This is a genomic window from Algoriella sp. (genome assembly GCF_036647415.1).
Classification (GTDB): Bacteria; Bacteroidota; Bacteroidia; order Flavobacteriales; family Weeksellaceae; genus Empedobacter.
This window is the reverse complement of record NZ_JAVXKG010000001.1, coordinates 38,714-58,612: the sequence shown is the minus strand read 5'-3', so window position 1 is coordinate 58,612 and position 19,899 is coordinate 38,714. Positions and strand designations below refer to the sequence as shown.

Below are 19,899 nucleotides of genomic sequence, written 5' to 3'. Positions count from 1 at the left end.
GACAAGTAGTCAAGAATATTTGATTTATAAAAATACAATATGGATTAAAATCTATTAATTCTGTAGGTTTTAATGAAATATATGTAAAAATAAATTGTTTTGGCACAAAAATTGAAATATATAAAGAGTATAAGATTTAGTAGAGTAAATTTTGTCCTCATGTGTTAATTTTAAGCCTGTTTTGTAGCAGGCTTTTTTCATTTAATTATCTTACATTTAACATTTTATCTTCTTTTTCCCATTTTATTATGGCTATTTTTAAAAATCAATCTTAAAAATACTATTATGGCAAAGAATGTCTCTCAACAAATTGTGGAATTACTTGAAAAAGCAGGTGTAAAAAGAGTTTATGCAGTTACTGGTGATAGTTTGAATTTTTTCAATATTGCAGTAAAAGAAAGTAAAGAAATAGATTGGGTACACGTGCGACATGAAGAAGTTGGGGCTTTTGCAGCAACAGCGGAATCCGAATTAGAAGGAATTGGATGTTGTGCAGGAAGTTCAGGCCCTGGTCACGTTCATCTTATTAACGGGGTTTACGAAGCGCACAAATCAAGAACGCCATTGATTGTTATTGCCTCTACGATACCAACCAGCGAATATGGAACCAACTATTTTCAAGAAACAAATACCATCAAATTATTTGACGATTGCAGTAGTTATAACCAAATTATTACTCGTCCAGAACAAGCTCCACGAATGGTGCAAACAGCTATTCAGAATGCAATATATCATAAAGATGTAGCAATAATTGGGCTTCCAGGCGATATTGCAGAAATGGATGCGGTAGAAAATACATATACTTCTGATTTCTTTTTTAATGAACCTGTATTGACTCCAAATAAAACTGAGTTAGAAAAAGCTGCAAAACTGATTAATGAAGCTGATAAAGTGACTTTATTTTGCGGTATCGGAGCAGCAAATGCAAACAAAGAAATTGTAGAACTTTCTCAAAAATTAAATGCGCCTGTTGGTTATTCTTTCAAAGGAAAAATGAGCATTCAGCCCAATAATCCTAACGAAGTGGGTATGACAGGACTTTTGGGACAACCGTCTGCTTATCACGCGATGCACAAAGCAGATTTGTTGGTTTTAATTGGAACAGATTTTCCTTACAAAGATTTTATTCCGACAAATAAAAAAATAATTCAGATTGATTCAGATGGTTCTAAATTAGGTCGTAGAGCCAAATTAGACCTTGGTTTGGTTGGAAATTCTAAAGAAACAGTAGAAGCTTTAATTCCATTATTAAACAAAAAAGATGACCGTGATTTCTTAGAAAGTCAATTAGATTTGTACAAAAAAGTACTCGAAAATAAGATGACTTATGTGCATGACAAGGGAAAAGAAAATGCAATTCAGCCAGAATATGCAGCTTATTTATTAGATGAATTAGCTGATAAAAATACGATTTTCACTGTAGATACAGGTATGACTTGCGTTTGGGGCGCACGCTATATTACCGGAACTGGAGAACGAAAAATGTTGGGTTCTTTTAATCACGGAACCATGGCAAATGCAATGCCACAGGCAATTGGCGCACAATTGGCTTATCCAGAACGACAAGTAATTGCGATGTGTGGAGATGGTGGAATATCTATGTTATTGGGAGATTTGGCAACAATTACACAATATAATTTACCAATTAAAATTTTCGTTTTCAATAATCGATCATTAGGAATGGTAAAATTAGAAATGCAAGTTTCTGGTTTACCAGATAACGAAACTGCGATGATAAATCCTGATTTTGCGATGGTAGGAAAAGCGATGGGAATGGAAAGTGAAAATGTTCATAATCCTGAAGATTTAGCAGATGCAATTGGACGTTCTTTGGCTCATAAAGGCCCATATTTAGTCAATATTTTTACCAATCCAAACTCTTTGGCAATGCCTCCAAAAATTGATTTTGATCAAATGATTGGTATGACAAAATCGATGACAAAATTAATGCTTGGTTGTAAAATAGAAGAAGTAATAGATGTTGTTAAATCTAATTATAAACATTTGAAAGAGTTGTAGTTTCGACTATTTTAAATACAAAAATAGCCTCGCAATTACGAGGCTATTTTCATTTATATAAAGGATTAAATTACTTTCTCCAAAATTTGTAAGCGTTAATCAAACCGTTTGTAGAAGCGTCATGAGAAGTAACTTGCTCATCATTTTCTAACTCTGGTAAAATAACATTTGCCAATTGTTTTCCTAACTCAACTCCCCATTGATCAAAAGAAAAGATATTCCAAATAACACCTTGTACAAAAATTTTGTGTTCGTACATTGTAATTAAATTTCCTAAAACTTTTGGTGTTAAGACTTCGTATAAAATTGAATTTGTTGGACGATTTCCTTCAAATATTTTAAATGCTGTTAAGAAATCAATTTCTTCTTGAGATTTCCCCGAATTTTTTAATTCTGCAACAACCGTTTCTTCATCTTTACCAAAAGCTAAAGCCTCTGTTTGAGCAAAGAAATTTGATAATAATTTTGCGTGATGATCGCCTAAAACATTTACAGAATTTGCTCCTGCAATAAAATCTGCTGGAATTAATTTTGTTCCTTGATGAATTAATTGATAAAAAGCATGCTGACCATTTGTTCCTGGTTCTCCCCAAATAATAGGTCCAGTTTCATAATCAACTTTTTTTCCATCGCGTCCAACATATTTCCCATTACTTTCCATATCTCCTTGTTGAAAATATGCTGCAAATCGAGATAAATATTGTTCGTAAGGCAATAAAGCAACCGAATCAGCTCCAAAAAAATTGTTGTACCAAATTCCTAAAAGAGCCAAAACAACTGGAATATTTTGATCTAAAGTTTCCGTTTTGAAATGTACATCCATTTCGTGTGCACCTTCTAATAATTCTTCAAAATTATCAAAACCTACTGCCAAAGAAATACTCAAACCAATTGCGCTCCAAAGTGAATAACGACCACCAACCCAATCCCAAAACTGGAACATATTTGCTGTATCAATTCCGAAATCTGCAACGCCATTTGCATTTGTAGACAACGCCACAAAGTGTTTTGCAACATCGGCATCTGTCGCATCAGAATTCAAAAACCACTCTTTCGCAGAAAAAGCATTTGTCATCGTTTCTTGCGTTGTAAAAGTCTTTGAAGCAACGATGAATAGAGTCGTTTCTGGATTAATTACTTTAAAAGTTTCCGCTAAATGTGTTCCATCAATATTCGAAACGAAATGTACATTTAGTCGTGTTTTATAATGTTTCAAAGCTTCTGTAACCATCACAGGTCCAAGATCAGAACCTCCAATTCCGATATTGACAACGTCTGTAATTTCTTTACCAGAAAAACCTTTCCACTCGCCTGAAATTACTTTTTTAGAAAAAATTTTCATTTGTTCTAAAACTTCATTTATTTGAGGCATTACATCTTTACCATCAACCAAAACCTCTTCATTAGAGCGATTGCGTAAAGCTGTGTGTAAAACGGCACGTTTTTCAGTAACATTAATAATATCACCGTCAAACATTTTTTGTATTGCAGCATCAACATTCATTTCTTTCGCTAAATCGACCAAAAGTTGAATGGTTTCTGCATTGATTCTATTTTTTGAATAATCGACCAAAAGTGATGGATATTGAATAGAAAACTGTTCAAATCTTTTCTGATTTTTCGCAAATAATTCTTTGATTGATGTATTTTCTATTGTCTGAAAATGTTGTTGTAACGCATTCCAAGCCTTTGTAGTTGTTGGGTTTGTAGTATTTAAAGCCATAATTATAGTATTCTTTCCTTTAACAAATTTAATCATTTCAAATTCATCTCAAAGTCAATATTTTTACGATAACGTTATAGGAAATAAAAATTCCAAAAATAATTATCAAAAAATTGATGTAACTTTTTGTAAAACATTGCATCTTATAAAAAAAACAGGAAAGCTATGCGCAATTATTTTATCATCACAGCTCTTATTATTGGTCTTTCTATACATGCACAAATACAGTTAAAAGGAAATGTAAAAGACAGTAATAATTTGGCAATTCCATATTGCTCTATTGGGATAAAAAATTCTGAAATTGGAGCAATTACGGATGAAAATGGTAATTTTTCTATCGAAATTCCTGAAAATAATACTCAAAATGAGATTGTTTTTGAAGCTGCTGGTTATGATGAAAAAATACTTTCGGTAAAAGATTTACAACAAAATTCAACGATAATTTTACATGAAAAATCAATCAATCTGAATGAAGTTCTTGTGAAAACGGAACAAATGAAAGAGAAAATTATTGGTCAAAAAACTCGTCCAATGCTTACTTTCTCTAAAATGTTCAATGAAAATGTACCAACGATAGAGCAAGGAAATATTTTTGATATTTATCCGAAAACAAAACTCAACGCTTATAATTTTTACATTATTCCAAGTTCTAAATTCGAAGAAATAACATTGAAAATTAATATTTACTCTGTTAAAAATGGTTTGTCATCTGAATCACTTTTAGACGAAAATATTATTTATAAAACGACAACAACAGCGTGGCAAAAAATTGATTTGACGCCCTATAAATTTCGTTTCAAAAATGTAGAACAAATTGCTGTAACAGTGCAATTGGTTGATTATAAAAAGTTAGAAAATGAAGATTTTGTATTTGGTGTTTCGGCTAAAAAATCGACAGCTAAAGATTTACTATTTCGTTACCAAAGTCAAGGAAATTGGGAAGCGTCTGCGGGAGTTTTTATTTCTAATTTAGAAGTTTTGTATTCGAAGGAAAAACTCGATATAAATAAAGAAAAACCAGAAGAAATTGATACAAAAACGCAAGAACTAATTGCATATTATCAACATAAAGAGAAAGCTAAAAAATCGATTTACGGGAAAAATAAGTCTGGAAAATATCTTGATATAACTGATGCAAAAATCTATTTTGAAGAATACGGAGAAGGCGAACCCTTGATATTTTTGCATGGAAACAATGGAAGTATAGAGGATTTTTATCAACAAATTCCATTTTTTGCAAAACATTATCGAGTAATTGTTCTTGATACGCGCGGGCAAGGAAGAAGTACTGATTTGACAAAAACGCCTTATACGTATGAAGTTTTTTCGAATGATTTATTTCAAGTGATTCAGAAACTTAATCTAAAAAAAGTCAATCTTGTTGGTTGGAGTGATGGTGGAAATACAGCTTTAATTTTCAATGCGCAACATCCAGAATTAATCAATAAAATAGTAACGATTGGCGCTGTTCTTAATCCAAATGGAGTAAAAGATGAATTGATTGAAAACTTTAAAAATTTAGCAAATAAACCTTCAGAAATGACCAATTTACGTTTAATAGAATTGATGTTAAATGAGCCAAATATTACAAAATCAGAATTAAATAAAATTCAAAATTCAGTGTTAGTTATTGCAGGTGAAAAAGATGAAGTGAAAGAGGAACACACAAAAGAAATTCAACAAAATATTAAAAATGCTGAATTATTGATCATTCCAAATTCTACACATTATGTTCCTTTTGAACAACCAAAAGTATTGAATGAAGCTATTTTGAAGTTTTTGAAAGATTAGGAACATAGGTTTAGTTTTCAGATTCTCCCTATCTTTACTCCACTAAACCAACTCAATGAAATACATTACAGGTTTTTTTGTCCTTATTTGGCGCATTTGGATGATTCTAATCGCTGCAATTTATGTTTTAACAATAGGTGTTTTTATCGTTCTACCATTGGCAAATTTCGATAAAACATTTCCTTACATTTATCCGTTTATTAGGTATTGGGGGAAATTTGTGTTGTATGGAACAGGTTTCAGAATTGATTATGAAAAAATGGTTCCTCTTGATCCAAAAGAAAACTACATTTTTATAGCCAATCATTCATCAGTAATGGATATTATGCTGATGTTAACAATCCTAAAGCATCATTCTATTGTATTTGTAGGCAAGGCAGAATTGCTTAAAATTCCTATCTTTGGTCGAATATTCGAACGAATTTGTATTCCCGTTGACCGTACAAGTGCGCGAAGTAAAGCACAAGTTTATCCCGAAGCGAAGAAGAAATTAGACAAAAATCTCAGCATTTTTATTTTTCCAGAAGGTGGTGTTACCAACGAAAAAGAATTCAAAATTTATCTGGATCCTTTCAAAGATGGCGCATTTAATATTGCGATCGAAACGAAAACACCCTTGGCTGTGATTGCAATTCATGGTTTGAACAAAATGTTTCCGTTCAGTTGGTTTAGAGGTTATCCAGGGAAAATTAAAGTTAGATTATTAGCCACTTTCGAAACGAAAGATTTGGAAATAAAAAAAGATAAAGCCGCTTTAAAAGAAGCCGCTTTCAATACGATTTTAAAAGATTTAGAACAATGAAAAATTTAGTTTATATCGCTTTAGGAACTGCTTTAACAGCGGTAAGTTGCAATAAACAAATCTCATCTACCACAGAAATTGAAGCAAAAGACAACCAGACTTTTGCAGATTTAGATAAAGCACGAATTAAACATTTAAGTTTAGATATCGAGACTGATTTTGCGACACAACAAATCAAAGGTTCGGCGGCTTATACATTTGCAAATAATAAAGCAAAACAACTTATTTTAGATACAGAAAAGTTAACAATTGATTCTGTTTTATTAGCAAATGGACAAAAAACTACTTATAAATTAGGCGAAAAAGACTCAATAAAAGGTCAAGCATTAATTATTGATGTTACGCCAAATGATACAATTGTAAAGGTTTTTTATAAAACTTCTCCAGATGCAAATGCACTACAATGGCTTAATCCACAACAAACACACGATAAAAAACAACCTTTTTTATTGACACAAGGTCAAGCGATTTTGACACGTTCTTGGATCCCAATTCAAGACACACCAAGCATTCGTATAACGTATGATGCAAAAGTAAAAACGCCAAAAGATTTAATGGCTTTGATGAGTGCAATCAATCCAAAAGAAAAATCTGCGGACGGAATTTATACGTTCAAAATGCCACAAGCTATCGCACCTTATTTAATTGCTTTGGCTGTTGGCGATGTAAAATATCAACCAATCGATAACAGAACAGGAGTTTATGCAGAACCAGGTTTGTTAAAAGCTGCTGCATGGGAATTTGCCGAAATGGGAAATATGGTAACGGCTGCGGAAAAATTGTACGGAAAATATCCGTGGGAACAGTTTGATGTGTTGGTTTTACCACCTTCTTTTCCTTTTGGAGGAATGGAAAATCCACGTTTAACGTTTGCTACGCCAACGGCGATTGTCGGTGATCGTTCTATGACGAATCTTATTGCGCACGAATTGGCACATTCTTGGTCGGGAAATTTGGTAACGAATTCTACTTGGGATGATTTCTGGGTAAACGAAGGATTTACGGTTTATTTTGAGCGTCGAATTATGGAAGAATTAGAAGGAAAAGATTATGCGGATATGATTTCGGTAATTGGTTTTCAAGATTTGGAAACTTCGATGAAAAATATTCCAGCAAAATATACTTCACTAAAAGTTGATATGAAAGGTGCAAATCCTGATGATGCTTTTTCTGATGTTCCTTACGACAAAGGTTATTTATTTTTGAAAATGTTAGAAGATAAATATGGTCGAGAAAAGTTTGATAAATTTTTGAATCAATATTTTTCTTCGCATGCTTTTCAAACTATTACCACAGAAAAATTCATTGATTATTTGAAAGCTAATTTGACAAACGGAGATGATTCTTTTGTAAAAGAATGGATTTATACAACTGGTTGGCCAAAAGATTTCAAAAAACCAACATCAAAATTATTTGATTTAGCTGAAGCGCAATTAAAACAAGATATTACAAACGGAAGAAATAAAGTTGCTCCGAAAAAAGTGGCTATTTCTACAAAATCTACGAATGAATGGGTTCATTTTATTCGTCAAATTGATCAGACAAAATATACAAAAGATGATTTAGCTTATTTAGATTCTATTTATGATTTTACAAATTCTAAAAATCCAGAAATTGAATGTGCTTGGTTCGAAAAATCATTTTTATTGCATTATGATAAAGTCAACACAAATGCGAAAGAATTTTTGGTAAATGTTGGTCGTCGTAAATTTTTAGAACCACTTTATTTAGCGCTGAAAGAAACAAATCAACTCGATTTAGCAAAGAATATTTACAAAGATGCACGTCCAAATTATCATTTTGTAGCGCGTCAAACAATTGATACAATGTTAAATTACAAACCATAAAAATGGCAATTGTTGCATACACAGACGGCTCATCATTAGGAAATCCAGGTCCAGGAGGATTTGGTTGTATCTTGTTGGAAACTGAGAAAAAAGTTAAAAAAGAAATTTCGCAAGGTTTTCGATTAACAACCAATAATCGCATGGAATTGTTGGCAGTAATTACAGCTTTGGAAACGCTAAAGTTTACAAATACCGAAATTACCATTATCACGGATTCCAAATATGTGGTAGATGCTGTGGAAAAACGTTGGGTTTTTGGTTGGTTACAAAAGAATTTCAAAGGAAAGAAAAACGAAGATTTGTGGCGAAGATTTTTGGAGGTTTATAAGATTCATCGTGTAAAATTTCAGTGGATAAAAGGTCACGCAGGTCATCATTGGAATGAAGAAGCGGATAAATTGGCTGTAAAAGCGGCAAATGATCCTGCAAATTTTAAGATAGATTCTTACTTTGAAATTCATAAAAATGAAGAATAATTCTCTAATTTTGTGAAGGAGAAAAAATAATGAAAACGAATAAATGGTGGAGATTTCTCCCACTAATTTTAATTACAATTTACAGTTGTTCGCCAAGCTCAAAAAAAAGCGAAAGCATCTACTTTGGTGGACGAATTGCGAATGCGCAAACAGATAGCATTTATGTATTATTGAATAATCGTGAAAAAGCTTTTGCGTTAGATTTTGATGGAAATTTTTCGGATACAATTCAATTAGTTGATGAAGGTTATAAAAAGCTTTCGATAGACCGAGAAGAATTTACAATTTATTTGATTCCTGGTGATAGCTTGGTGTTGAATGCAGATTTGAATCAAATCGAAAATCAATTTAAATTTTCTGGAAAAGGTGAAAATCGAAATAATTATCTGGTTCAGAAAAGTTTTAAAACAGATCAATTTCTAACCAATAATACAGCGCTTTTTCAACTTTCTCCAATTGATTTTAGATCAAAAATTAAAACATTTCACGATAACGTTTTCAAAAATCTTCAAAAATTAGATGTTAATTCTTCGTTTATCAAAACAGAGGAACAAAATCTGAATTACGATTTTATTAATTTGTTGTACATGTACAAGGACACGTATGCGTACTACAATCCTACTTCGCAGCAGTTACCAGTTGATTTTTTGGATGAATTAAACAAAATTGATTTGGATAATGATGATGATTACAAAACATACCAAAGCTATCGCAATATTGTATTAACGCATTTACAAGAAGATTTATACCAAGGTTTTTCGGCTGATGCATTACTTAAAAAAATAAAAAGTCCTTCTATCAAAAATGGTTTTCTAAATACGTTGATTTATGAATTGAATCCGAATGATCCGAATAGTACCGCGATTTATGAAACCATAAAAAAACACTGTGATTATAAGCCTTGGCTGGATGAAGCAGATAAAAGAATGAAGAAATAATATTCTACAAAATGAAAAACTCCTGAAAAATTTTCAGGAGTTTTTTTTATGCTTTTAAAATATGAAGTAGGATTCTTTTTATCCTATATTTTTCATTTTTTCTTCGACAACTTTTCGTTCTTTTGCAATTAAATTATCTTCTTCTGTTGGGAATTGAAAAATACCCGAATTGATACTTTCTATTCTTTTTAAAACAGCGTAAGACGCTTTAGCTTTATCATTATTACCTTGATTCAAATAAACACGAATTGCTTTCATAAACGTCAAGATGTTTTTCTTTTTCAATTCATCTGCCAACAAAAATTGATCACGTTCTTCATTTTCTTCTAGTAAAATTGCCAAATTATTATCATCAACTTTATAGTAAGATTGTAACATTTGATTGAAAATAATCAAGAAGCCATCATCAGAATTTCCAACTTCTAGCGAAATAATTCGAGCTAAAGTTTTATTCAATTCTTGAATATATTTTGAAATAAAATCTTGTTTAATCATCTTAATCTAATTTTTTAGATAATTTTTCGAAGGTTTTTTTTGCATTTTTATCTTCATACAAAATTTTGTGTACAGCATTGATAATTGGAGCATTAATCATGTACTCTTCGTTCATAATTGCGACACCTTTTGTTGCGTAATAACCTTCTGCAACCATATTCATCTCCAAAATAGCAGATTTTACGGTGTATCCTTTTCCAATCATATTTCCGAACATTCTGTTTCGAGAGAAAAAAGAATAACCTGTAACCAATAAATCGCCCAAATATGCAGAATCGTTAATTTTACGTTTCATTGGACTTGCTGTTTTCAAGATATGATTCATTTCGCGAATTGCATTACTCATCAAGACAGCTTGGAAGTTATCTCCATAACCCAAACCATGTGCAATACCAGCAGCAATTGCGTAAATGTTTTTTAGAACAGCTCCAAACTCTGTTCCATAAATATCGTTAGATAATTTTGTTTTGATAAAATCACAAGATAAAAAATCAGCAATAATTTGTGCTTTACTTTCTTCTTGTGCCGCAATTGTTAGATACGATAAACGCTCTAATGCAACCTCTTCTGCGTGACAAGGTCCACTAACAATACCTAGTTGTTCTTCTTTAAGATCAAAATTGTCAAATAAATATTGTCCTACCAATTGGTAATGGTCAGGAATAATTCCTTTGATGGATGTCACGACAAATTTATCTGTTAATGGAACAGTTAATTTACTAAGGCAGTTTTCGACATAAATAGAAGGTACAACCAAAAATATGATGTCAGAATTCATGACAACTTCGTTGATGTCAGTTGAAATTTTTAATCGATCTGAATTAAATTCGACATCAGTCAAATAATTTGGATTGTGTTTATTTCGCTCCAAATAACCTTTTACATATTCATCTTTTACCCACCAATTGAAGGTTTCGAGATTTTTGCTCAACATTTTTGCAATTGCAGTAGCCCAGCTTCCATTCCCTATTAATCCAACTTTACGATTAGATAACTCTATCATAGTATATTTATTGACTTACAAAGTTATTAATTTGTTGCTTACCTATTTTGTATTTTAGTAAAAGAAGCTCAATTTTGTAAAAATTTTAACGGCCTTGTACAAAAAACTATTTAGTGAGACCATTATTTATGGTATTGGCTCAATTTTGCCGCGATTAATCATGTTTGCGTTAAATCCATTTATTATTGGTAAAACGTCAAATACAGATTTTTCTATTTTCGGACAGCTATATGCTGCGGTTTCTTTTTTGAATGTTATTTTAACTTTCGGATTCGAAACAGCATTTTTCCGCTATGCAACAGAAGAAGGATTGTATCAAAAAGTTCTGAATACATCTTTTTGGTTTATGACGCTTACTTCATCTGCGATGATGATTTTGTTGTATTTGTTTCTACAACCTTTGGCAGATTTTTCAAATTATAGCGATCATCCCGAATATTTATTATGGTTTGGTTGGATTGCTTTTTTCGATACAATTTGTGTGATTCCTTTTGCAGTTCTACGTTTCAAGAACCGACCGATTTTATACTCAGCAATTCGTGTTTTTCAGAATGTTTTTCAAGCTGTTTTAACAATAGCTTTGTTGTATTACGTATCTACTGATTTTATGGTCGATTTAGGCTTTGATAACACAATTTCTTATCCATTTATTTCCAATTTAATTGCGAGTATTTTAGGCGTTTTTCTTTTGTTAGGCGTGATTCGTCATATTCAATTCAAGTTTGATAAACCTTTATTCAAAACCATGTTCTTATACGGCTATCCGATTATGATTGCAGGTTTGGGATATATTTTGAATGAAAATTTTGACAAATTAGTTCAACGAAATTTAATTGACGAAGCTTCTGCAGGTTCTTACGCTGCATGTTATAAAATTGCAACTTTAATGACGCTTTTTGTAACCGCTTACCGAATGGGAATAGAACCATTTTTCTTTAAAGCAGCCAAAAAAGGCGATGCAAAACAGACTTACGCGAATATTTTATTCTTTTTTAGTATTATTTGTAACGTAGTTATTCTTGCGATTTTAGCAAATTTAGATTGGATTAAGAAAATATTTATTCCAAATTCTTCTTTTTGGAATGCATTAGATATTGTGCCAATTATTTTAATCGCTAATCTATTCTTCGGAATTTATTACAACTTATCTACATGGTATAAAGTGACTGATAGAACAAATATCGGAACGGTAATTTCCTTAGTTGGTGGAGCAATAACCGTAATTCTAAATCTAATTTTATTGCCAAAATATGGATTTATGGTTTCTGCATGGACAACTTTAATTGCGTATGGTGTAATGATGGTGATTTCGTACATTTGGGGGCAGAAAGTATATCCAATTCCATACAAAGTCAACAAAATTGTATTTTACATGGGAATTGCAATCGTATTAGCTTGGACAAATTATTTTGTTCTCGGTTCTAATTTGATTATTGGTAATCTTATTTTGATTATTTATATTGCATTTATTGCATTTGCTGAAAGGAATACATTAAAAAAATTAAGAAAATAAAACGATGAAAGTAAAAGTTATCAATATCTCAAAACACGCTTTACCAGAATATAAAACAGCTTTATCTGCTGGTATGGATTTGACAGCTAACATTGATGCTCCAATCGAATTAAAACCTTTGGAAAGAAGATTAATCCCAACAGGATTGAGTATTGAATTGCCAGCAGGTTATGAAGCACAAGTTCGCCCAAGAAGTGGAAATGCATTAAAATTTGGCTTAACTTGTCTTAATTCTCCAGGAACAATAGACGCAGATTATCGTGGAGAAATTGGTGTTATTTTAGCGAATGTTTCTAACGAAGCGTGTACAATAAATGACGGCGATCGTATTGCGCAATTGGTTATTGCAAAGCATGAAACCGTAGAATGGGAAGAATCTCAAGCATTAAATGATACTGAACGCGGAGCTGGTGGTTTCGGAAGTACAGGAAAATAATAAAAAAGACATTCTGAGCTTGTCGAAGAATTTCATTAACAATTAACAATCTAACTAAAGATATATTTAACTCAAAAATGAAAATTATTATCCCAATGGCAGGACGTGGATCACGTTTGCGCCCACATACATTAACTACACCAAAACCTTTAATTCCTATCGCAGGAAAACCAATTGTACATCGTTTGGTAGAAGATATTGCGAAAGTTAGTTCAGAACCTATCGAAGAAATTGTCTTTGTAATTGGAGATTTTGGCGATGAGGTAGAAAAAGATTTAATCTCAATTGCAGAAAAATTAGGCGCTAAAGGAACAATCAGACATCAATTAGAGCCACTCGGTACAGCGCATTCTATTTGGATGGCAAAAGAAGCCTTAGACGGACCAACTGTTGTTGCATATGCAGACACATTATTTCGTGCAGATTTCAAGTTAGATATGGAGTCTGATGGAGTTGTTTGGGTAAAACAAGTAGATAATCCTTCTGCTTTTGGCGTTGTAAAATTGGACGAAAATGAAATTATTACAGATTTTGTTGAGAAACCAAAAGAATTTGTTTCTGACTTAGCTATTATCGGAATTTACTTTTTCCGTGATGGACAGAAATTATACAAAGAAATAAAATATTTGATAGAAAACGATATTCAAAAAGGTGGTGAATATCAATTAACAGATGCATTAGAAAATATGCGTGCTGCAGGAGATAAATTCAAACTTGGGAAAGTTGACGAATGGATGGATTGCGGAAATAAAGCTGTAACAGTTGATACCAATACTCGTGTTCTTAATTTAGATAAAGAAGATTTTGCTGGAGTTTCTGATTCGGCAACAATAGAAAATTCTTTAATCATCGAGCCATGTTTTATTGGAGAAAATGTTGTGATTAAAAACTCTAAAATCGGACCATTTGTTTCATTAGGAAACGGTACAGTTGTTGAAAACTCTAATATTGATAATAGTTTGATTCAAGAAAATTCAACTATCATTAATGCAAATCTTACTGATACAATGATAGGAAATCACGCCAAATATTATGGTGTTTCTCGTAGCATTAGTTTAGGAGATTATTCTGAGTTAGATTTCAAATCGCACGAAGCATAAAACTATGATAAAAAAATTAACGTATATCTTTTGTTTAGGACTTATTGCAACAGCATGTAATACGCAAAAAGTAGCAAAAGTAGAGAATGATAAAAAAACGGAAGTTGTTTCGGCTTCAGCAAAAATTATTCAACAAACATTGGCTAAAAAATCGACTTTCAAAGATTTAACGATCAAAGCTAAAGTGACAGCCGATTTAGAAGAAATTGCGGGTGATGCAAATGCCACAATTGCAGTAAAAAATGGGCAAAAGATATGGGTTAATGCTACAAAGTTTGGTTTTACAGGTGCTCGCGCACTAATTACACCAAATGGTTTCGCAGCTTTTGAGAAACTTGGTGGTACATATTATGAAGGCGATTTTACGATTGCAAATAAATTGTTAAAAGTTGATTTTATCGATTATCAAAAATTACAAAACTTATTGTTAGGAAAGGTATTTGTAGATTTTAATTCGACAGATTATACTGCAACATTTATTAATAATGAGTATACAATTGTTTATAATAAAAATCAAGCAATTACAACAACTCCAAAAGAAGGAGAATACATCCAAATTTACGTTTTTGACAATGCTTTTCGTCTAAAAGAAGCACATCTTAAAGATCCAAAACGTAAAATGGAAGTTGATTTAGCTTATAGTAATTGGGTAAAGGCAGGAGAGGAAGAATTTCCGAAAAATGTTAAAATTATTATAAAAGAGAAAAAAACGAGACAAATAGATTTGGAATATAATAGTTTTACGTTTCAAGAAACGAATACACCATTCTCTATTCCAGATGGGTATAAGAAAAAAGAAATAAAATAATGAAGTTTATTTTATCAACCATACTTTTTACACTGTCATTGGCTGTTTTTGGGCAAGTTCCGTACAATAAAGCGAACTTACAAAAGCAAAATGCACAGTTAAAAAAAGAGATTATAAATCTGAATAAGCAACTTGAAGTGAATAAACAAAACTCCAAGTTAAATGTTGATTATGTCCAAAATTTGACGAAAAAAATTCAAGTTCAGACAAAATTAGTAGGTAATTTATCTAAAGAGAAACACTTTCTTGATGATGAAATTTATTTAACTCAATTGGAGATTAATAAACTTTCACGTGAGTTGGTCGAGCTAAAAAAGGAATATAAAAATGTTTTAGTTCGTGCATATAAGAATAAATCAGTAGAAAATAAATTGCTTTTTGTGCTTTCGTCTAATAGTTTAGGAGAAGCATATCGTCGTGTCAAATATTTAGAAAAATATTCGGCATACAAAACAGGTCAAGCTGATGAAATTATAGGAAAACAAACTGATATTCAACAGAAAAAATCGAAGAAAGAAAAAGCAAAAGACGATAAAGAGAAAGTTCTTTCTCAACAAGTTCTATTTTCTCAAAACCTTGAAAAAGAACGTTTAACGAAAGAAAAGGCTGTAGAAGAATTTCGTAAAAATGAAGGTGTAATTGCTGCAGAGATTAATGCAAAAGAAGGACAACAACGCCAAATTGATGCGCAAATAAAATCTATTATTGAAGAAGAAATTCGTCAAGCCAAGATTCGTGCTGAAAAAGATTTAAAAGATTGGAACGAAGCAAAACGTGGAAATACAATCGCATCATATAACGAATATTTGAAAGATAATCCGAAAGGAGATTATGTGAAATCTGCTAAAACGGCTGTCTTACGAATAGAAAATGATGCAAAAGCATGGAATATTGCTCGTTCGGCTCATACAAAGCAAGCATACCAATCGTATTTAACACATCATCCATCTGGAAGTTTTGTGTCTACGGCAAAAACAGAGGTGAATAAATTTGAACAATTAGAGAGAGAAGCAGAAGCAGAACGTCAACGTATTATTGCACAACGTAAAGCTGAAGAAGATGCTCGTCTTAAAGCGCAAAAAGAAGAAGATTCTCGTAAAATTGCTGCTGCAAAAGCGGAGGCTGAGCGTAAAGCAAGAATAGAAGCTGAGCAAAAAGTTGTGGTAAAAGTACCAGAAAAAGAACGTGTGGTAAAAGTAGATGCTGTAAAACCATCAGAAACTTTGCCAGAGCGTCCAGATTCTGACGGAATATCAGGAGAATTTGTATCAAACAAAGGGCGTTTGCCTTGGCCAGTAGATAAAGGAACTGTAGTAAGTAGATTTGGAGCTAATTCACATCCAGTTTTATCAAATATTACAACTCAAAATAGTGGAGTAGATATTTCATCATACAAAGGTGCAAATGCACGTGCTGTTTACGAAGGAGTTGTTCAACAAGTAATGGTTATTTCTGGTAACGGAAAGTCTGTCTTGGTAAAACATGGTTCGTACTTCTCTGTTTATACAAATTTATCTAGTGTAAGTGTCTCAAAAGGCGATGTCGTAAAACGAGGTCAATCTTTAGGAATTATCTACACAAATGGTGATGGAGAAACAGTGATGAATTTCCAAGTTTGGAGTGGAACAACGAAACAAAATCCTGCACTTTGGGTTGCAGGAATGTAAGAAATTAATTATATATTTGCATTAAAATCAATTCAATATGGGAATGTTAGGTGGTAAAGAGTGGATAGTAATTCTTTTATTTGTATTGCTATTGTTCGGGGGTAAAAAGATTCCAGAATTAATGCGTGGATTAGGTTCGGGTTTAAACGAATTTAAGAAAGCATCTAAAGATGATACTAAACCAACAGAAGGAGATACAACTTCTGAAAAGAAAGAAAATTAAATTATATTTTAATTCAATAATTGAGCATTGTAGTTGAACAACTTTTAATTACGATGCTTTTATTTTAAATACTAATTCTGAAAATGAAATTTACAGATAAAGCTTGGTCAATTTTTAATCAAAGTATTAATGATTATCACCAATTTGATGATGTTAATCGTCAAATCGAAAATCCGTATAGTGAAGACGATTTAATCGCACATTTATTATACAAAAAAAACTGGATTGATACAGTTCAATGGCATTTAGAAGACATTATTCGTGATCCACAAATTGATCCTGTTGAAGCATTAAGTTTAAAGCGTTGGATTGATAAATCTAACCAAGAACGTACTGATATGGTAGAGTACGTGGATAGCTGGTTTTTACAACAATATGATCATGTTGAAGTAAAAGCAGATGCTAAATACAATACAGAATCTCCTGCTTGGGCAATGGATCGTTTTTCGATTTTGTCGCTAAAAGTTTATCACATGAAACAAGAAGCAGAGCGTACAGATGCAACACCAGAGCACAAAGCTGCTTGTCAAGTAAAATTAGACGTATTAAATCAACAACATCAAGATTTATCAATAGCAATTGAAGAACTGTTAACAGATTTTGAGAACGGAGATAAATACATGAAAGTTTATAAACAAATGAAAATGTATAACGATGAGGATTTAAATCCTGTACTTTATGCAAACAAAAAATAAGATTTATACTAAATCTAAAAAATCCATTTAATTTATTTTAAATGGATTTTTTTATGCCCAAAAATGAAATATTTTAGAACAATTACTATAAGTCATCTTGTATTGTAAAGAATATAAGGTATTTTTATCTTTATTGTAAAATATCACACATGAGAAAAAATTATTTAAAACCAATTCTTTTAGGATTAAGCTTATTTTCGATAAGTGTTTTGGCACAAGAAAAACCAAAGTATGATTATCAAGAAGCTTTCAAACCATTTTTCTATCAAAATAATGCAACAGAAACTCGTTCTGCAAGTGGAAAACCAGGTCATAATTATTGGCAAAATCGTGCAGATTATAATCTAAACGTAAGTCTAAACGAAGAAAAAAACGAAATTTCAGGAACTTCAGAAATTACATATACCAACAATAGTTTTGATAATTTAGAATTTTTGTGGTTACAATTAGATCAAAATTTATTCAAAAAAGATTCTCGTGGAAGCTCATTATTGCCAATGTCTGGTAGTCGTTATGGCGATTCTACATCACAATTTGAAGGAGGTTACACGATAAAATCTGTTCAGATTGATGGAAAAGATGCGCATTACACAATTTCGGATACGCGTATGCAAATTGATTTGGCAAATGAATTGAAATCTCGTGGAGGAAAAGTTAAAATAAAAGTAGAATATTCTTTTGTTTCACCACAATATGGTGCGGATAGAATGGGAGTTGAGCCGACTAAAAATGGAAAGATTTATACAATGGCGCAATGGTTTCCTCGCATGGCAGTTTATGACGATATTATGGGATGGAATACGTTACCGTATTTAGGCGCTGGAGAATTTTATCTGGAATATGGTGATGTAACGGCAAATATTACGGTTCCAGCAAGTCATTATGTGGTTGGTTCGGGTGAATTATTGAATCAAACAGAAGTTTATACTAAAGATCAAATTAAGAAATGGGATCAAGCAAAAAATAGCGAGAAAACAGTTGTTATTCGTTCAGCAGATGAGGTAAATAATGCAGATAAAACGGCTAAAGGAACAAAAACGTGGAAATTTAAAATGCAAAATACGCGCGATTTTGCTTGGGCATCATCTACAGCTTTTATTTTAGATGCAGCGAGAATTGATTTACCAAGTGGTAAAAAATCATTAGCAATTTCTGCCTATCCAGTAGAAAGTGACGGACAAGCGGCTTGGGGAAGATCGACAGAATATACAAAAGCATCTATCGAACATTATTCTAAACAATGGTCAGAATATCCTTATCCAGCAGCTGTAAATGTTGCAGGAAATGAAGGTGGAATGGAATATCCAGGAATTGTTTTTTGCCACATGAATTCTAAGGGAGAAGGACTTTGGGGTGTTACAGATCACGAATTTGGACATATTTGGTTCCCGATGATTGTTGGTTCTAATGAACGTGTAAATGGTTGGATGGACGAAGGTTTTAATACATTTATCAATGATATTTCGACAAAAGAATTTAATAACGGCGAATATTACAAGAAACAATCTTTGCAAAGAATGAGTGGATATTTATTCGGAGATGGATTAGAGCCAGTAACAACGCAACCAGACAATATGCGCGAGCGTAATATCGGAGCATTGTTGTATTATAAACCAGGTGCAGGAATGACAGTTCTTCGTGAAACAATTTTAGGTGAAGAAAAATTTGATAAAGCACTACGTCAATACATTAAATATTGGGCTTTTAAACATCCAACACCAGAAGATTTTTTCCGTACGATGGAAAATGTTTCGGGTGAGGAATTATCATGGTTTTGGAGAGGTTGGTTTTTGAATAAATGGACAATAGATCAAGCAATAAATAGCGTAAAATATGTAGATGGAGATTACAAAAAAGGTGTAATTATTAAAGTTGAGAATTTAGGGCAATTGCCAATGCCAACTACGGTTCAAATCAATTTTAAAGATGGAACTTCACAAGAAGTAAAATTACCAATCGAAGTTTGGAAACGTAATACAGAATGGACATTCAAAGTACCATCTAACAAAGAAGTTGCTACAGTTAAATTAGATCCAAAAGGAGCTTTACCAGATATTGATCTTAAGAATAATACGTTCAATATGGCAGATGCAAGAGCTATTGAAAAAATTAATCCAAAAGATTATGCAGGTACTTTTACAAGTAAACAAATAAATGCTGAATTTGTAATGAAAGCAGAAAATGATAAATTGAACTTGGTTTTTGGTGGACAAACTATTCCGTTAGATTATCAAGGAGAAAATAAATTTACAAATGAACAAGGCGGTATAGATTTGACTTTTTCTAAAGATAAAAAATCATTCTCAATAGAAGAAGCAGGTCAAAAAATAGATTTTACGAAGAAGTAAAAATTTAAATTTTAA

17 protein-coding genes are annotated in these 19,899 nt (G+C 32.0%); 14 read left to right on the top strand and 3 right to left on the bottom strand.

From position 1 onward, the window contains the following. The first annotated feature begins 285 nt into the window (after positions 1-285). Positions 286-2,019: a thiamine pyrophosphate-dependent enzyme gene (locus RSC72_RS00255; RefSeq protein WP_332566481.1), complete on the top strand. Its 1,734-nt coding sequence runs from the start codon at positions 286-288 to the stop codon at positions 2,017-2,019. A gap of 70 nt (positions 2,020-2,089) precedes the next feature. On the opposite strand, the gene pgi is transcribed toward RSC72_RS00255, so the two are convergent. Further along, a complete protein-coding gene (pgi, locus tag RSC72_RS00250) occupies positions 2,090-3,742 on the bottom strand; it encodes a glucose-6-phosphate isomerase (protein WP_332543593.1) in 1,653 nt (550 codons plus the stop codon). A 165-nt stretch (positions 3,743-3,907) separates the two neighbouring features. Here pgi and RSC72_RS00245 point away from each other — a divergent pair, with 165 nt between their 5' ends. Genes RSC72_RS00245 through RSC72_RS00225 form a run of 5 tightly spaced genes read left to right on the top strand, consistent with a single transcriptional unit; the run spans position 3,908 to position 9,596 of the window. Further along, positions 3,908-5,533 carry an alpha/beta fold hydrolase gene (locus RSC72_RS00245; RefSeq protein WP_332543592.1) on the top strand — a complete coding sequence of 542 codons (1,626 nt, stop codon included), beginning with the start codon at positions 3,908-3,910 and terminating at the stop codon, positions 5,531-5,533. A 55-nt stretch (positions 5,534-5,588) separates the two neighbouring features. Further along, complete coding sequence (locus RSC72_RS00240; RefSeq protein WP_332543591.1) at positions 5,589-6,335, top strand: lysophospholipid acyltransferase family protein; 747 nt, start codon at positions 5,589-5,591, stop codon at positions 6,333-6,335. After that, on the top strand, positions 6,332-8,182 hold the full coding sequence (locus RSC72_RS00235; RefSeq protein ID WP_332543590.1) for a M1 family metallopeptidase: 1,851 nt from the start codon (positions 6,332-6,334) through the stop codon (positions 8,180-8,182). The genes RSC72_RS00240 and RSC72_RS00235 overlap by 4 nt, the downstream gene beginning before the upstream one ends. A 2-nt stretch (positions 8,183-8,184) precedes the next feature. Then, positions 8,185-8,658, top strand: a complete 474-nt coding sequence (gene rnhA / locus RSC72_RS00230) for a ribonuclease HI (RefSeq protein ID WP_332543589.1) — start codon at positions 8,185-8,187, stop codon at positions 8,656-8,658. Positions 8,659-8,687: 29 nt separating this feature from the next. Next, complete coding sequence (locus tag RSC72_RS00225; RefSeq protein ID WP_332543588.1) at positions 8,688-9,596, top strand: hypothetical protein; 909 nt, start codon at positions 8,688-8,690, stop codon at positions 9,594-9,596. 78 nt (positions 9,597-9,674) lie between these two features. Here the strand turns inward: RSC72_RS00225 and RSC72_RS00220 are convergent, their stop codons facing one another. Together RSC72_RS00220 and RSC72_RS00215 are read right to left on the bottom strand one after the other, a co-directional pair. After that, positions 9,675-10,091, bottom strand: a complete 417-nt coding sequence (locus RSC72_RS00220; protein WP_332543587.1) for a hypothetical protein — start codon at positions 10,089-10,091, stop codon at positions 9,675-9,677. Between the two features lies 1 nt (position 10,092). After that, complete coding sequence (locus RSC72_RS00215; protein WP_332543586.1) at positions 10,093-11,094, bottom strand: NAD(P)H-dependent glycerol-3-phosphate dehydrogenase; 1,002 nt, start codon at positions 11,092-11,094, stop codon at positions 10,093-10,095. 94 nt (positions 11,095-11,188) lie between these two features. Here RSC72_RS00215 and RSC72_RS00210 point away from each other — a divergent pair, with 94 nt between their 5' ends. The 8 genes from RSC72_RS00210 (at position 11,189) to RSC72_RS00175 (ending at position 19,884) form a co-directional block, all read left to right on the top strand. After that, complete coding sequence (locus tag RSC72_RS00210; RefSeq protein ID WP_332543585.1) at positions 11,189-12,607, top strand: lipopolysaccharide biosynthesis protein; 1,419 nt, start codon at positions 11,189-11,191, stop codon at positions 12,605-12,607. A 4-nt stretch (positions 12,608-12,611) separates the two neighbouring features. Then, positions 12,612-13,043 (top strand): dUTP diphosphatase, encoded by a 432-nt coding sequence (gene dut / locus RSC72_RS00205; RefSeq protein ID WP_332543584.1) that lies wholly within the window; start codon positions 12,612-12,614, stop codon positions 13,041-13,043. 77 nt (positions 13,044-13,120) lie between these two features. Beyond that, positions 13,121-14,143 (top strand): sugar phosphate nucleotidyltransferase, encoded by a 1,023-nt coding sequence (locus tag RSC72_RS00200; protein ID WP_332543583.1) that lies wholly within the window; start codon positions 13,121-13,123, stop codon positions 14,141-14,143. A gap of 4 nt (positions 14,144-14,147) precedes the next feature. Then, entirely contained in the window at positions 14,148-14,951 is an 804-nt protein-coding gene (locus RSC72_RS00195) for a DUF4292 domain-containing protein (protein ID WP_332543582.1), read from the top strand. Further along, positions 14,951-16,618: a murein hydrolase activator EnvC family protein gene (locus tag RSC72_RS00190; protein WP_332543581.1), complete on the top strand. Its 1,668-nt coding sequence runs from the start codon at positions 14,951-14,953 to the stop codon at positions 16,616-16,618. Before RSC72_RS00195 ends, RSC72_RS00190 begins: the two co-directional genes overlap by 1 nt. A 37-nt stretch (positions 16,619-16,655) precedes the next feature. After that, the gene (tatA, locus tag RSC72_RS00185; RefSeq protein ID WP_332543580.1) at positions 16,656-16,841 is read left to right on the top strand and encodes a twin-arginine translocase TatA/TatE family subunit; all 186 of its coding nucleotides are present in this window, start codon (positions 16,656-16,658) and stop codon (positions 16,839-16,841) included. A gap of 83 nt (positions 16,842-16,924) precedes the next feature. Beyond that, entirely contained in the window at positions 16,925-17,536 is a 612-nt protein-coding gene (locus RSC72_RS00180) for a DUF4254 domain-containing protein (protein WP_332543579.1), read from the top strand. Positions 17,537-17,685: 149 nt separating this feature from the next. After that, a complete protein-coding gene (locus RSC72_RS00175) occupies positions 17,686-19,884 on the top strand; it encodes a M1 family metallopeptidase (RefSeq protein ID WP_332543578.1) in 2,199 nt (732 codons plus the stop codon). Positions 19,885-19,899: the final 15 nt, after the last annotated feature.

What these genes read in the sequence shown, in the direction of transcription:
- RSC72_RS00255 (WP_332566481.1), top strand. Translation starts at nt 286, where the DNA reads ATGGCAAAGAATGTCTCTCAACAAATTGTGGAATTACTTGAAAAAGCA.
- pgi (WP_332543593.1), bottom strand. Translation starts at nt 3,742, where the DNA reads ATGGCTTTAAATACTACAAACCCAACAACTACAAAGGCTTGGAATGCG.
- RSC72_RS00245 (WP_332543592.1), top strand. Translation starts at nt 3,908, where the DNA reads ATGCGCAATTATTTTATCATCACAGCTCTTATTATTGGTCTTTCTATA.
- RSC72_RS00240 (WP_332543591.1), top strand. Translation starts at nt 5,589, where the DNA reads ATGAAATACATTACAGGTTTTTTTGTCCTTATTTGGCGCATTTGGATG.
- RSC72_RS00235 (WP_332543590.1), top strand. Translation starts at nt 6,332, where the DNA reads ATGAAAAATTTAGTTTATATCGCTTTAGGAACTGCTTTAACAGCGGTA.
- rnhA (WP_332543589.1), top strand. Translation starts at nt 8,185, where the DNA reads ATGGCAATTGTTGCATACACAGACGGCTCATCATTAGGAAATCCAGGT.
- RSC72_RS00225 (WP_332543588.1), top strand. Translation starts at nt 8,688, where the DNA reads ATGAAAACGAATAAATGGTGGAGATTTCTCCCACTAATTTTAATTACA.
- RSC72_RS00220 (WP_332543587.1), bottom strand. Translation starts at nt 10,091, where the DNA reads ATGATTAAACAAGATTTTATTTCAAAATATATTCAAGAATTGAATAAA.
- RSC72_RS00215 (WP_332543586.1), bottom strand. Translation starts at nt 11,094, where the DNA reads ATGATAGAGTTATCTAATCGTAAAGTTGGATTAATAGGGAATGGAAGC.
- dut (WP_332543584.1), top strand. Translation starts at nt 12,612, where the DNA reads ATGAAAGTAAAAGTTATCAATATCTCAAAACACGCTTTACCAGAATAT.
- RSC72_RS00200 (WP_332543583.1), top strand. Translation starts at nt 13,121, where the DNA reads ATGAAAATTATTATCCCAATGGCAGGACGTGGATCACGTTTGCGCCCA.
- RSC72_RS00195 (WP_332543582.1), top strand. Translation starts at nt 14,148, where the DNA reads ATGATAAAAAAATTAACGTATATCTTTTGTTTAGGACTTATTGCAACA.
- RSC72_RS00190 (WP_332543581.1), top strand. Translation starts at nt 14,951, where the DNA reads ATGAAGTTTATTTTATCAACCATACTTTTTACACTGTCATTGGCTGTT.
- tatA (WP_332543580.1), top strand. Translation starts at nt 16,656, where the DNA reads ATGGGAATGTTAGGTGGTAAAGAGTGGATAGTAATTCTTTTATTTGTA.
- RSC72_RS00180 (WP_332543579.1), top strand. Translation starts at nt 16,925, where the DNA reads ATGAAATTTACAGATAAAGCTTGGTCAATTTTTAATCAAAGTATTAAT.
- RSC72_RS00175 (WP_332543578.1), top strand. Translation starts at nt 17,686, where the DNA reads ATGAGAAAAAATTATTTAAAACCAATTCTTTTAGGATTAAGCTTATTT.